Source organism: Methanomassiliicoccaceae archaeon (genome assembly GCA_034928305.1).
Classification (GTDB): Archaea; Thermoplasmatota; Thermoplasmata; order Methanomassiliicoccales; family Methanomethylophilaceae; genus VadinCA11.
Genome location: JAYFOZ010000002.1, coordinates 316244 through 330023, shown reverse-complemented (window position 1 = coordinate 330023; position 13780 = coordinate 316244). Strand labels below are relative to the sequence as shown.

General features: G+C 52.0%; 14 protein-coding genes, 1 tRNA gene and 1 other RNA gene. 11 read left to right on the top strand and 5 right to left on the bottom strand.

Features of this window, described 5'->3' with window-relative positions:
• Positions 1 to 215: 215 nt before the first annotated feature.
• On the top strand, positions 216 to 2384 hold the full coding sequence (locus tag VB016_03485) for a sodium-translocating pyrophosphatase (protein MEA4977595.1): 2169 nt from the start codon (positions 216 to 218) through the stop codon (positions 2382 to 2384).
• Between the two features lie 55 nt (positions 2385 to 2439).
• Here the strand turns inward: VB016_03485 and VB016_03480 are convergent, their stop codons facing one another.
• Positions 2440 to 2907, bottom strand: a complete 468-nt coding sequence (locus VB016_03480) for a hypothetical protein (protein MEA4977594.1) — start codon at positions 2905 to 2907, stop codon at positions 2440 to 2442.
• Between the two features lie 107 nt (positions 2908 to 3014).
• Here VB016_03480 and VB016_03475 point away from each other — a divergent pair, with 107 nt between their 5' ends.
• The 4 genes from VB016_03475 to VB016_03460 are packed head-to-tail and all read left to right on the top strand — an operon-like array spanning position 3015 to position 6613.
• The gene (locus VB016_03475) at positions 3015 to 3956 is read left to right on the top strand and encodes a deoxyhypusine synthase (protein ID MEA4977593.1); all 942 of its coding nucleotides are present in this window, start codon (positions 3015 to 3017) and stop codon (positions 3954 to 3956) included.
• Between the two features lie 9 nt (positions 3957 to 3965).
• Complete coding sequence (locus VB016_03470; GenBank protein ID MEA4977592.1) at positions 3966 to 4967, top strand: isocitrate/isopropylmalate family dehydrogenase; 1002 nt, start codon at positions 3966 to 3968, stop codon at positions 4965 to 4967.
• A gap of 40 nt (positions 4968 to 5007) precedes the next feature.
• A complete protein-coding gene (locus VB016_03465) occupies positions 5008 to 6060 on the top strand; it encodes a uroporphyrinogen decarboxylase family protein (GenBank protein ID MEA4977591.1) in 1053 nt (350 codons plus the stop codon).
• Between the two features lie 58 nt (positions 6061 to 6118).
• Positions 6119 to 6613, top strand: a complete 495-nt coding sequence (locus VB016_03460; GenBank protein ID MEA4977590.1) for a hypothetical protein — start codon at positions 6119 to 6121, stop codon at positions 6611 to 6613.
• Positions 6614 to 6692: 79 nt separating this feature from the next.
• On the opposite strand, the gene hcp is transcribed toward VB016_03460, so the two are convergent.
• The gene (hcp, locus tag VB016_03455; protein ID MEA4977589.1) at positions 6693 to 8270 is read right to left on the bottom strand and encodes a hydroxylamine reductase; all 1578 of its coding nucleotides are present in this window, start codon (positions 8268 to 8270) and stop codon (positions 6693 to 6695) included.
• A gap of 78 nt (positions 8271 to 8348) precedes the next feature.
• Here hcp and VB016_03450 point away from each other — a divergent pair, with 78 nt between their 5' ends.
• The gene (locus VB016_03450; GenBank protein MEA4977588.1) at positions 8349 to 8708 is read left to right on the top strand and encodes a helix-turn-helix domain-containing protein; all 360 of its coding nucleotides are present in this window, start codon (positions 8349 to 8351) and stop codon (positions 8706 to 8708) included.
• A 35-nt stretch (positions 8709 to 8743) separates the two neighbouring features.
• Positions 8744 to 9145 carry a hypothetical protein gene (locus tag VB016_03445; GenBank protein MEA4977587.1) on the top strand — a complete coding sequence of 134 codons (402 nt, stop codon included), beginning with the start codon at positions 8744 to 8746 and terminating at the stop codon, positions 9143 to 9145.
• Positions 9146 to 9253: 108 nt separating this feature from the next.
• Here VB016_03445 and VB016_03440 read toward each other — a convergent pair.
• Positions 9254 to 9340: transfer RNA gene (locus VB016_03440), tRNA-Leu, on the bottom strand.
• Between the two features lie 123 nt (positions 9341 to 9463).
• On the opposite strand from VB016_03440, the gene VB016_03435 reads away from it, so the two are divergent.
• From VB016_03435 to VB016_03420, 4 genes are all read left to right on the top strand, one after another.
• The gene (locus tag VB016_03435; protein ID MEA4977586.1) at positions 9464 to 9913 is read left to right on the top strand and encodes an NfeD family protein; all 450 of its coding nucleotides are present in this window, start codon (positions 9464 to 9466) and stop codon (positions 9911 to 9913) included.
• A gap of 47 nt (positions 9914 to 9960) precedes the next feature.
• Positions 9961 to 11052: an SPFH domain-containing protein gene (locus tag VB016_03430; GenBank protein ID MEA4977585.1), complete on the top strand. Its 1092-nt coding sequence runs from the start codon at positions 9961 to 9963 to the stop codon at positions 11050 to 11052.
• A gap of 74 nt (positions 11053 to 11126) precedes the next feature.
• Positions 11127 to 11421, top strand: an RNA gene (gene rnpB / locus VB016_03425) — RNase P RNA component.
• 58 nt (positions 11422 to 11479) lie between these two features.
• The gene (locus VB016_03420; protein ID MEA4977584.1) at positions 11480 to 12157 is read left to right on the top strand and encodes an HAD family hydrolase; all 678 of its coding nucleotides are present in this window, start codon (positions 11480 to 11482) and stop codon (positions 12155 to 12157) included.
• Here the strand turns inward: VB016_03420 and VB016_03415 are convergent, their stop codons facing one another.
• A complete protein-coding gene (locus VB016_03415) occupies positions 12158 to 13024 on the bottom strand; it encodes a metal ABC transporter permease (GenBank protein ID MEA4977583.1) in 867 nt (288 codons plus the stop codon). It lies immediately after the preceding gene.
• A complete protein-coding gene (locus VB016_03410; protein ID MEA4977582.1) occupies positions 13017 to 13769 on the bottom strand; it encodes an ABC transporter ATP-binding protein in 753 nt (250 codons plus the stop codon). Before VB016_03410 ends, VB016_03415 begins: the two co-directional genes overlap by 8 nt.
• Positions 13770 to 13780: the final 11 nt, after the last annotated feature.

Below are 13780 nucleotides of genomic sequence, written 5' to 3'. Positions count from 1 at the left end.
GAAAAGCCGAAGCTCCGATGATGCATTCTTCTGATTGGTGTTTAGGCTATCGCCTTATTTTTCAAAGGCGTATTATAAAAATGTGCCAGCGATAAAAAAATATGATTCATATCTTATGTCCTGCGGTATGTATTTTACCTGTTATCCATGCATCCCGCCAAGAGTATTATTTATAGAAGGAGAGTTTACCGCAAGTAAAGTTCAGAGGTAAACTCATGATCGAAATAACAACAGTTGAAAACTTGCTTTTCATGATACCTGTTGCCGTCGTGATCGCACTGGTCTTTGCATTGTATTTCCTGACCGACATAAGGTCTAGAGACAAGGGAACGCCTGAAATGCAGAAGATTTCCGATGCGATAGAGACCGGCGCCATGGCATATCTGAAGCGCCAGTACAAAACGATAGCTGTCATAAGCATAATCGTTGCCATTATAATCGCACTCGCGGGAATCCCCGAGTCCACCAGAAACTATCTCGGATATCCAGTGGCAATCGCGTTCCTCATAGGTGCGGGATTCTCCATCCTTTCCGGGTTTATCGGAATGAAGGTATCCGTTAGCACAAACATAAGAACGGCCAGCGCAGCACGCGAGTCTCTCGCCAGCGCATTCAAGACGGCGTTCCGCGGAGGTGCCGTTTCGGGAATCATTGTTTCGACCCTCAGTATCCTCGGCCTATTCGCCGTGTTCCTTGCGTACAACGCCATATACGTAGAGATGACCCAGACTCTCCACTACATCATAGGATATGCTTTCGGTGCATCATTCGCGGCACTGTTCGCCCAGCTCGGCGGCGGTATCTACACCAAAGCGGCCGACGTAGGTGCGGACCTCGTGGGAAAAGTCGAAGCAGGAATACCTGAAGACGACCCCAGGAACCCCGCCGTCATTGCCGACCTCGTCGGTGACAACGTCGGAGACTGCGCCGGAAGGGGAGCGGACATTTTCGAATCGACCGCGGCCGAGATCATCGGATCGATGGTCATCGGACTTGCAGTCCTCAAAATCGCGGGCAGCTTAGGGCTTTCTAATAACTGGATATACCTGCCGATGGTCATAATGGCCTTCGGACTGATCGCCTCCTTGATAGGTATCCTGGCTGTTAAGCTCAGGGATTCTGACAAAGAAGTGTTCTCCGCTCTTAACCGCGGCTACTACGTCACAATGGCGCTCGTCATAGTGGGTACAACATTCTCAGTATACTGGCTCCTTAAGGACGAAGTCTCCAACTGGTTCTATTTCGCAGGGTGCGGAGCGGTCGGTATCGTACTAGCTCTCGCCATAGTCTATATCACCCAATATTACACCGGAGACCACGGACCCGTCAAGTCGATCGCAGATGCATCCAAGACCGGCCCGGCCACCAACGTGATAAAAGGAATATCTGTGGGAATGGAGTCTACTCTCCTCCCCGTAATCTGCATAAGCATAGCCATATGCGCTACTTTCGTGCTCGGATACTACGCGGACCCCACCGGCTCCAACGGAATGATCTTCGGACTTTACGGAACAGCCGTCGGAACGATTGCAATGCTCGCATCTTCCGCGTTCATCCTCGCCGAGGACACATACGGACCGATCACCGATAACGCAGGCGGCATCATCGAAATGAGCGACCAGCCCGCCGAAGTCAGAGAGAGGACCGATAAGCTGGATGCTTCCGGAAACACCACCAAGGCCCTGACGAAAGGATATGCAATGGCCTCCGCGTCGCTTGCAGCATTCCTTCTGTTCGCAGCCTACTTCGAAATCGTCGGAGAAATCAAAGGCCTGCCCAGCCTTATCGACGCAATGCAGGTCAACCTCGGCAACCCGCTGATATTTGTCGGCGGACTTATCGGAGCGGTGCTTGTGTTCTACTTCGCATCCCTCGCTATGAGCGCCGTCGGAAAGGCGGCCGGCGAAATGATCGAAGAGGTCCGCAGGCAGTTCAGAGAGGACCCGGGCATCATGGAAGGAACTTCCGACCCGGACTACGCCAGTTGCGTCGACATCGCAACCCGCGGTGCCCTGAGGCAGATGGTCCTGCCCGCTCTTCTACCGATTATCGTACCCATCCTGTTCGGACTCCTGTTCAAGTGGGTCCTTCCCGATGAGCTTGCCGTCGAAGCCCCTGCGGCAGTCGGTGCGCTCATCATGGTAGCGACGATCGTCGGTGTCCTGCTTGCCAACTTCCTCAACAACGGAGGAGGAGCATGGGACAACGCCAAGAAGTACATCGAAGCCGGAGCAAACGGCGGAAAGGGTTCGCCCGCACACGCCGCTGCAGTCGTCGGAGACACTGTCGGAGATCCCTTCAAGGACACCGCCGGACCTTCGATACACGTGCTCATCAAACTGCTGTCCACCATCTGTCTGGTGACCGCGGTCCTGTACATCTGAGCTTAAAACCTATTACGGGGGAGCGATCCCCCGTCAAGTATTTTTATACTTAATTTTAGACAAACGGCGACATCAATAGGCCGGCCTCTTTTGCCGCCTCGGTCGCAGGCTCTTCTTGAGGATAGTCGCACGAGCCTGACACGACTATAGGTGTACCGTCCTCGTCAAGGTATCCGATTCCTATTATCTCGACCGGATTGCAAATGTCCTTTCCGGATACCACCGCCACGCATGAGGCGCCCAACGGACATGTCAGCGATAGAATCACATCAGAACCGGCCAGCATTTCAGGATCGAACTTCTCTCTGACCCTGGACCCTATGCACGATGCAGATACGACTATCGTTCCCGTCACATCGATACCGTCCTTCGACAGCTTATCGGAAAGCCTCTCCGCCGCATCCGCGCCTCCCAGCCCCCCGCATATCCTGACACAGGTGTTACAGGTGAGCACCAGCACCTTCTTCCTACTGAGCGATTCCGAAAGCTCCTTGTAATCTCTGTTGCGGCCTGCTATGATCACACCCGGTAATCGGGCGTTGATGATATATCTTTAACGCGCCCGATGTGCGCCTGCACAAACCCTTTTATCGGTGGCAGATGGTAGCCAATCAATACAAGGTGTTTTGAATGTCAGACTTAGAATTGGTCCCTGTAGAAGATATCAAGGTAACGAAAGGAATGACCGTAAATCAGATTTTGGAGGCCATGGGGCGCTCCGGAGGCTTTACTGCTCAGAAGCTCGCCGATGCCACCGACATTGCGGAGAAGATGATCAAGAAAAAGGGGTGCCTCAGAATACTGTCGTTCCCCGCTTGCATCATGGCGACCGGAACAAGGGGCATCATAATCGATATGGTGAAAAACCACATGGTGGACCTCATTATAACGACCTGCGGAACCCTCGACCATGATATCTCGAGGACTTATGCGGCATACTACAAAGGGGACTTCATGATGGACGATGCCAGGCTCAGAAGGCATAGCGTCAGCAGGCTCGGTAACGTGCTGGTCCCCGATTCATGCTACGGAATAGTCCTGGAAGACAACCTCCTGCCTATGTTCGATGAAATATTCAAGGACCGCAAAGACATGACCACCCATGAGATCATTGACGAGGTCGGAAAGAGGATGCCCAGCGAGGAAAGCCTACTGTACCAGTGCCACGTCAATAAAGTACCGATTGTCGTGCCCGGGATCACAGACGGCTCCTTCGGCTCCCAGCTGTGGACATACTATCAGATGCACCGCAACCTCAGGGTCGACCTCTTCGGCGACGAGCAGATGCTCGCAGAAATTACAATGGAGGCAAAATACACTGGTGCGATAATCATCGGCGGAGGCATCTCCAAGCACCACGTCATTTGGTGGAACCAGTTCCGCGGAGGCCTGGATTTCTGCATTTATCTCACTACCGCGCAAGAGTTCGACGGTTCCCTTTCCGGCGCCGCGATCAGAGAAGCAGTTTCATGGGGGAAGGTCAAGAGCAATGCCAAGAAGATGACCGTCGAGGGCGATGCTACGATCACGCTCCCTCTGATATATGCCGGCCTGGTGGACAGGCTGCTCTGAGGTGGCAATATGCCGAAGAAGGTCCTCATACTTCCCGGAGACGGGGTCGGTAAGGAGATTATCGACGCCGCAGTCTCTGTGATAGAGGCTGTCACCAGCGAGATAGAGGTCCTTCCAGGCAGAATAGGCGCTTCGGCATACGAGAAAACAGGATACTACCTTCCGCCGAAGACGATGGAGCTGGCAGCTAAATCCGATGCGATAATTGCCACCCCCGTTCTCAACCGTGCGATCGAAAAGAACTACAGGGACCCGTTGGCGACCCTCAGGAAACAGTTGGACATGGGCTCCGTGCTCAGAAAATTTCAGCCTCTCAGCGACGGCATAGGAATCTCTGGCCTGGATTGCATGCTGATAAACTGCAACCCTCAGACCGTGGGCACTGCAAAGGAAGTGGAAACCCTCAACGGCGTCAGCGTCGAATCTTACATCGACGCGGCTGGTTGCAGGAAGGTCTTCAGGATGGGGGAGCATATCGCCACCGCAAAACAAAGGCGCAAGATCACTTGCCTTCGGGACCTGGAACTCAACCCATATTCGGACGCCATGTTCGTGGACCTGTTCTACAAAGAGTTCGCAGCCTCCGAGTTCGTGATCGACGACATGGATGTGGCCGAAGCGATGTCGAAACTGGTCCTCGACCCTTCGTTCGCGGATGTTATAGTCACACCTGTACCATACAGCAACGCCGTTTCCGGGGTGCTGACGGGGATGTGCGGAGGGGCATACCTTACCTGCGTGGGATATCTGAGCGAAACCAGCGGAATGTTCATGCCCCTGCACGGACCCGTGGAATATCTTGCCGGCACCGACACCGTTAATCCTACTGGTTGCATGCTGGCCGCCGCTATGGCCCTGGACACCATCGGGCTGAATCTGGAGGCGGACAAGATACGCAACGCCGTACGTTCGGCCTACAGGAAGGGAATGAAGACCAAAGATGTCGGAGGGGACCTCTCCACGTCCGAGTTCACTTACCGCGTCACAAAGCTCTGTCAAAGGAGCAGATAACCAGAAACGGTTAATATCCAGTAATCAGCTTTCGTCCTGAGTGGATAACTTGAAAGATGCAGGACACAGGGACGCTGTCGCAGCAGCGATGAACTTCGAATCGATCGGAAGAACACCTGTCAATAACTTTGCGGTGGTCACAGCCGCGCACAGCGCCGGATATACTGTGACCCAGGCACGCAATGATCCGAAACTTTCGGCGAGAGTATCGGTCGACTATGCCATGAAGACCCGTTCCGATTTCGTTAAGCCGATTTTGGATTCGCAGATACCTTTCGCAGACATGGGCGGAGAAGTGAGGTTTCCGGAGGACGATTACGGCATGGTACCGAAGCCTATGGTGGACGGACCTGAGGAACTAGAAGGTCTGGCACTGTTCGACCCTTTTAAAGCATCCGAATGTCCCCGGTTCACCAGAGTGTTCGTTGACAGCATCGAGGAGACCGCACGCATAATACCTGAGGACCTCCACATATGCGGACTGTCATGGGGGCCGTTAACAATGGCAGGATATTTGATGGGCACCGAGAACATGATGTTTCAGATGTTGCTTGAACCGGACTACGTCAAAACCGCTATCAAAAAGATTACAGGCTTGGTTACGGCGATGGAGCAACGCATGATCGAGGCAGGGTCCACAGTTTTGTGGATGGCCGATCCGACCTCATCGGAAGACCTCATATCCAAGGACATGTTCCGCGAGTACTCTTACAACGCAATCAAACATGTCATAAAGGAGACTAAAAAATATCGCGATGTTCCAGCGTTCGTTCACATATGCGGTAACTCTCTGAACACCATGTCCCTTCTTAGGGAGATCGGAACGGATTGCTTCAGTTTCGACCATGCCGTCGACCCTGCCGCAGCAAGGAAGAGCGCGGGCAAAATGTCCATAATGGGCAATATTGACCCGGTGTCCGTCATGATGATGGGAAATCCCGAGAAAGTGAAGAGGGAAAGCTACCGCATCATAGATGCCGCCGGAAAGGAGGGGGGCCTGATACTCGCACCGGGATGCGAGATGCCCCTGATGACACCTGACGAGAACGCCGTGATGATGGGGGAGTCCGCCCGCAGCTACTGGGAGAGTTAATATAACTGTATAACCGAACCATATAATTCGGAAAGTACAGCGGTCCATGCGTGATAACATGGATGCACACGATAGAAACAATGGTCTCAATCGCAACGAGAACGGAATCCTGAGGACGTACGTAAAATTAAGGAACGAGGCACTGGCACATATCGGTTCCGAATACCGAACGATAAGGGCCTTCGCCTTCCTGCTGATCGTTGCCGACACGGGTCTGAGTCCGGACGAGGTAAGAAAATTAGAAATCGAAAATATGGACCCTGCGGACAGCATAGGCATAATATCCTGCCGTACGAGGGGCATCAATGACGGCTCTTGCATATCGGTGAACCTTCAGAAGGCAAGCTCCGATGTCCTAGACGCATACATAGAATCGCGCAGGGCGTTCCTCGATGAATATTCGTTCGATTCACCGTATCTTTTCCCTTCACGGATCACCATCAACGAGATAATGCCGCCAGAAGCGATCGAGGGGATAGCCGATACAGTTTCGGAGATATGCAACGAAAATATCGATATCGAACTCCTCAGAGAGACTTTCGGGCCCCAATGAATATGAAATAACTCCCGGCGGGAATACCCCTTGCATGCATCGAAACCCGCCAGGATGAAAAACGTTTTTTGATTTCGGTTCAGCCGAGCATCTTCTTCATATCCGCCTCGGGAGTGCTGATCGGGGTGATCCCGAAGTTCTCCACGAGGTACGATATTATGTTGGGCGAGAGGAACGCCGGGACCGTGGGTCCGAGGTATATGTTCTTAACACCCATGCTCAGCAGCGTCAGCAGCACTGCGACTGCTTTCTGCTCGTACCATGATAGGACTATCGACAGAGGCAGGTCGTTGACCGTGCATTTGAACACATCCGCAAGTGCCAGAGCTACCTTTACTGCGCCGTATGCATCGTTGCACTGACCGACATCCAGTATCCTCGGTATGCCACCGATGTCTCCGATGTCCAGGTCATTGAACCTGTACTTGCCGCATGCGAGGGTCAGCACGAGGGTGTCCTTTGGAGTGTTCTTTACGAACTCCGTGAAGTAGTTCCTTCCGGGCTTGGCGCCGTCGCATCCTCCCACGAGGAATATATGCTTTATGGCACCGGCTTTTACACCTTCTACAACCTTGTCAGCAACAGACAGTATCGTGCCGGCGGAGTATCCCGTGGTCACGTTCTTTCCGCCGTTGACGCCGGTCATCTGGACGTTCTCTTTGTACCCGCCGAGCTCCAGGGCCTTGGCGATTACAGGCGAGAAGTCCTTGTCCTCCCCTATGTGGATAGTGTTCGGATAAGCGACAGGCCCTGCGGTGAACACGCGGTCGGCGTAGCTCTCCTTGGGCTTCATGAGACAGTTCGTGGTGTAGAGTATTGGAGCGGGTACACCGTCGAACTCGTTGCGCTGGTTCTGCCATGCCGTTCCGAAGTTGCCCTTGAGGTGCTTATATTTCCTAAGCTCTGGATATCCGTGGGCAGGGAGCATCTCGCCGTGCGTGTATATCGCTATGCCTTTTCCCTCGGTCTGCTCCAGAAGCTTCTTGAGGTCCAGGAGGTCATGTCCCGTGATCACTATGAACGGGCCCTTTTCGATATTCATCGAAACCGTGTTGGGCGCAGGGACCCCGTAGGTCTTGGTGTTCGCCTCATCCAGTATCTTCATGGCTTTCAGGTTGGCCTGTCCCGTCTCCATCACCATCGCCAAGAGGTCGTCCTGGCTGGCGTTCGAGCCGATGGTCCTAAGCGCGGCGTACATGTAAGTGCTGACATCCTGGTCCGTGTATCCTAGGGCCTTTGCGTGGAACGCGTAGGCGGCGACCCCCTTAAGGCCGAAGAGAATCAGAGATTTTAGGGACCTGATGTCCTCGTTGTCGCTCCAGACCGTGACCAGTTTGAATTTGTTAGAGCTGCAGCCGCATGTCTTGCATCCGGACCCGACCCTCGAGCGCTCCTTTTTGACAGCATCGATCTGGGCCGAGATCGATTTCGGATCGAAGTCCACATTGGTGATAGTGCGGAAAAGCGCCTCTATCACAATGTCGTCAGTCTTTGTGTCAATCTTTCCATGGGCGCTTTTGGCCAGATCTATCAAGGAAGTAATTAGGTCATCCTGTAGATTTGCGACATCCGAAGGCTTTCCGCAAACTCCCGCTTTTCCCGTACAGCCCGTACCATTGGCTGTCTGCTCGCACTGAAAACAAAACATTTCTGACATTTTTTTATCTCCTATACTTTAGCTATCTAGTATGATTAAGATACCAGGTTAAATACGGATGGTATCTTACAAGATATCATGAACGAGAACTGCACAGTTTACAGAACAATGGGCTTCCTATCGAAGAAATGGACGCTGCTTATCATACTGGAACTCTACAAAGGAGGGGACGGTTGGAAACGATTCTCCGAGATAAAACGGTCCATGAAGGAAATTACACCCAAGATACTTTCGGACAGGTTGAGAAATCTGGAGGAGGAAGGCATCATCGAAAGGAGGGTGGACTCTACGACAGTTCCGATAAAGAGCGAATACCGCCTTACCGAAATGGGAAGGGAATTGACCGAGGTTGCGAAAGACATCAAGGTATGGGCGCTCAAGTGGAAGATTAATAACTCCGCATGCGCATCTAAGGACTGCATCGTCTGCGTGCTCTGATGGAATTATGAAAAAAAAAACCTAAAGTAGCATTTCTGTGTTTGCACAACTCGTACAGAAGCCAGGTCGCCGAGGCTCTCGCCAGGGAATATGCATCTGATGCTTTTGAGGCGTACTCGACCGGATCTGAGACGCCGCACACCTTCGACGATAGGGTCGCATGGATGCTTTTAGAGTATTGCAGCTGCGACATAACCGAGAATAATCTCAAACCTCTGTCGGAACTGCCTAAAATAGATATTGTGATCACTATGGGATGCGGAGAATCCTGCACGGATATCCCCTGCTCATACACCGAGAACTGGGGACTCGATAATTCCATAGGCAAGGGCGACCTTGAATATCGCAAGATGATCGAGGCCGTGCGCAACAATGTCTTAGACCTCCGCGACAGAATAAAAAGAGGCAAGATACGTCCGATATATGAAACGGCGTGAGTTCGACCGTTCCTATATATTTTATTTTTTAACCCCTATATTTCCAGTGGAAAATACCGTCCAAGCGCAACTGTCCGGGCTGATGCTCATAGAAGGCAAAAGGAAAAATGGTGCAAGGGACGTGATTTGAACACGCGGACCACTAAGGACTAGGCCCTCAACCTAGCGTCGTTGGCCATGCTTGACTACCCTTGCGCCATTCCGAGTAACCAGATGCAGTTAATAAGGTTTACCGTCAAAACAGACCTGGACCTGAAAAAATACCCCATCCTTTCGAACTAACACATGATTAAATAACGATAAGAAGATGGGCGTGCCATGGAACTAGCCACAGCCGTCGCGTTGCTGTTTATAATCATCGGGTTAATATTTTTGATAGTAGAAGCCACGATGCCGGGTGTTTTTATGATAATCCCCGCCGTGATCTTTATTATCATCGGAGGGCTGGGGCTTTTCGAGCCCGACCTCCTTTTTACTTGGTATGCAGTCGCACTGGCCATCGTCGTGGCGATTCCCGTTACTCTTCTTACGATATACGCATACAGGTTTTTGGGGAAGCCCGAACCTCCCTCGACGACCATCACCGATACATTGGTCGGAGAGACAGGGGTCGTCACTGTGGATACGATCCCCGGGACCCTCAAGGGAAAGGTCCGGATCGGTACAGATACATGGAGTGCAAATTCGGAGGTTCCTCTGAGGGTTGGTACCAGGGTCAAGGTCATTAAGAGCGAGGGCGTGCACGTCTTCATAGAGTCCGAAAAGTGAACCAAAGAACTTATCGATAATAAAGTAAAACATACGGAGGAATAAAAATGGAAACTGAAACCATATTGATAACTATCGCCCTTTTGGTGATATTCGTTATCGTTCTAGTAGTCATAAGCGGGGTGAAAATCGTTCAGCCCTACGAACAGGGCATCTACATGAGGCTGGGTAAATATGTACGCATACTGAACCAGGGTCTGAATGTAGTGTTCCCGCTGATCAATCAGGTCGTCAAGCTGGACCTGCGTACCGAAGTGTTGGATATTCCACGCCAGGAAGTCATCACCAAGGACAACTCGCCTGTAAACGTGGACGCCATCATCTATATCAAGGTCACCGACCCCAAGAGAGCTTACTTCGAAGTCACGCAATACAAGCTAGCGACCGTCAGCCTGGCACAGACCACCCTGAGGGCCGTTATAGGAGAGATGGAACTGGACCAGATCCTCTCTAACAGGGAGACCATCAACCTCCAGCTGAGAGACACGCTCGATGAGAGCACCGATAAGTGGGGCGTGAGGGTCGAGGCGGTCGAGATACGTGAAGTGGACCCTGCAGCCAAGGTCAAGAACTCCATGGAGGAGCAGACCTCCGCGGAGAGGATGAGGCGCGCCGCGATCCTCGAGGCCGACGGACTGAAAAGGGCCGCGATCCTCAAGGCAGAGGGAGAAAAGAAATCCCGCATCCTCCAGGCAGAGGGGCGCAGGCAGGCCATGGTCCTCGAAGCTGAGGGTACCAGAGTAGCTACGATACTCGAGGGCCAGGGAGAGGCTCAGAGACTGCGTATCCTCTCCGTGGGAGCAGCAACGATGGACTCCAAGGCCCTATCGGTCCTTTCTATGGACACAATGGTCAAGATCGGACAGGGAGAGTCTTCGAAGTTCTTCTTCCCGATGGAAGTCACAAGGCTTATGGAAGGTATCTCCGAGTACGTAGGGTCGGCCGCCAATTCGCCCGAGAGGAGCATAGCCGGCATCGAAGACATAGAGAAGACCTTTGGTAACACCGACAACATCTTGGGCAACATACCCAGGCCTGAAGATATCCAGGCCGAGGCCGAGAGGATCGACGCCATGATGGACAAGGAGCTTAAGGAATCGACCGGCATGGTCGACAAAAATCCAAAGAACCAGTCGTGAAACACTTTTCCAAAACTTCTTTCTTTCTATTTTCCCGATTAAATCTTATATTCGTTTATTGATTGGCGGGCGTCATGAGAGAGAGGGCGGCTGACGGTAGGACTTCGGTCCAGCTGAGGAAGTTCCCTCCTCCGAGGGCAAGATGAGCAGCGAAATGCTGCGGGGCGAGAGCCTTGGCAAGGGCCCAGAAACGACACAGCTCCGGTAAAAAGAATGATCTGAAGACAGTGACGTTCCCGGAGATTTGGTGAAACGGCGACACCTCATCGGAGCAAGCTCATACAGCCGGGATGATTTGCCCTGGACCGGCGGGTAGGGTGCATTAGTCGAATGCCGCCTGAAACAGAAGGGGGGCTACTACTCTCACATGACTCTTTTTTTACCTGTCCCGCATTAACATTATTAATCACGTGGCACATTAGCTTCCATGGCGTTGGAACCCCATATCAAGGCTGTCGGTTTTGACATGGACGGCACTTTCATGAACACACGTGTCGATTATCCCAGACTTCACAATGTAGTGGCCGATGTGATGAAAGAAGAGAACATCCCGATGGGAGAACATAATTGGAAACAGGACGGACGCCTGACAAAGGTCCCCATTTATGGATGGATATACGACGCCGGTCGATGGGACGACGTCGAAGATATCATTAAAAAGATCAATGACCGAAGCACGGAGATTGAAAAACAGTACTATCTAGACGCGTCGCCCTTTCCTCTAGCCGTCGAGACCATGGATGCGCTTAAGCGTGCTGGATACAAAGTGGGTATCCTGACCAGGGGTGGCAGAGATTACGCCGAATCGGTTCTGGCGATCTGGAGCATATATGAGCGTTTCGATGCCGTCGTCTGCAGGGACGACCATCCATATTGCGACGCCAAACCCTCGCCGATAGCAATGAGAAATCTTGCTAAAGAGTTGGGCGTGAAGCCAGAAGAAATCCTGTATCTAGGAGACAATCTTAGCGACTGGTACACTGCCCGCGATTCAGGGGCAGCATTCGTAGGTGTCCTCTCGGGCAACTGCACTCTGAAAGACTGGAAAGACGCAGGGGTCACAGATGTGGTCGGAGGAGTCGGAGCATTGCTCGAGCGGATATGATCATTCGGCTCTCCCCTGCATAATTTTTCCAAGTGCTGTTTTCACCACTATCGCAATGATAAACAACACGCCCATCGTCACAGAAACGGTGGCTCCGGGAGGTATGTCCGCTCCAATGGCTATTATCAGACCGAAGAATGCCATTATCAATGAAAGAATCACTGATACTATCATCATCTCTTTCAGGCTCTCCGTGAACATGTTCGACATGGCCGCAGGTATCGTGATGAGCGCTATTACCATCACTATGCCGACTACATTGAGTGCCACGACGCACGTCATTGCAATAATGATGTAGAGTATAATGTTCATAGCTGTAACATTGATGCCGCTCAGCTTGGCGTGGGTCTCATCGAATGTCAGGACCTGTAGGTCCCTGAACAGGGCTGCGATAATGATCAATGATATTACAGTAACGACGGCTATGATTTTGAGCTCCGTGTTCCCGACCAGCAGTATATCCCCGAAAAGGATGCTCTCAAAAGATCTGGGAGTGACCACCGACCTATCCATCAGGCTCATGAATATCACACCCAGTGCCATTCCGACAGACCATAGCACTCCGATCACAGAGTCTTCCCTCATCCTTTTGGAAACAGCAGGAAGCGCCATTATGACCGCAGAAACGACCGCGAAAACAGCTGCGCCGATTGTGGGCGTGAACCAAGAGACCGCGAAAACCGACATCAGATAATATGCCATGCCCACGCCTCCGAAGGTCGTGTGGGCTATGCCTCCTGTAACAAAAACCATTCGTTTCACTACTACAAGCGTTCCTACGACTCCGCAAAGCACACATGCTATTGCTGCGACTATGAACATATTCTGAATTAATGGCATAGAGAATGCCGCGATCCAATCAACCATGGTTATGACCTCCGCAATCACAGCTACCGATATGCACAAGTTCGGGAATACAGTGGAATCCCAGAGCGATCATCTCTTGCGTTATCTCCGGTGCATCGTTTACGATCAGCCTGTGGTTCATGCAGGCAACACGTTTGACATCGTGGGATATGCTGCTCATATCATGAGTTATCAGCATTATTGCAATGCCGTCTTTGTTCAGTTTCCTTAATATGTCGTAGGTGCAGTCTTTCATCGAGGGATCCAGACTTGCCGTCGGTTCGTCGAGCATCAATATCTTAGGTTCCGGTGCAAGGGCCCTTGCCAGATACACCCTCTGACGTTGACCCCCTGATAATTTGCTTATTCTGCGGTCTGCGAAATCGATGACCTCGGCGTACTCCATCGCCCTCTCGGCAGCCTCCTTGTCTTCTTTGGAATAAAACGGCCTGATTCCTTTTTTTGACCTCATGCCCATGAGAACTACTTCTCTGGCACTTATCGGATATTCCGAATCCAGGTTCTCGTTCTGCGGAACATAACCTATTCCACGAGCCGAACCAACGGGTTCTTCTCCGAACACCTTGACGGTTCCGGACATTGGATCTATCAGGCCCAGGATCGCCTTGAACAGAGTCGTCTTGCCGCCTCCGTTCGGTCCGATCACCGCGAGGAAGTCACGTTCCCTAAGCTCCAGACTAACGTTGCTGAACACTGCTCTGCCGTCATATCCTGCGGACAGGTCTTTTATCTCGATGGGTATCATTGATTCCGTTC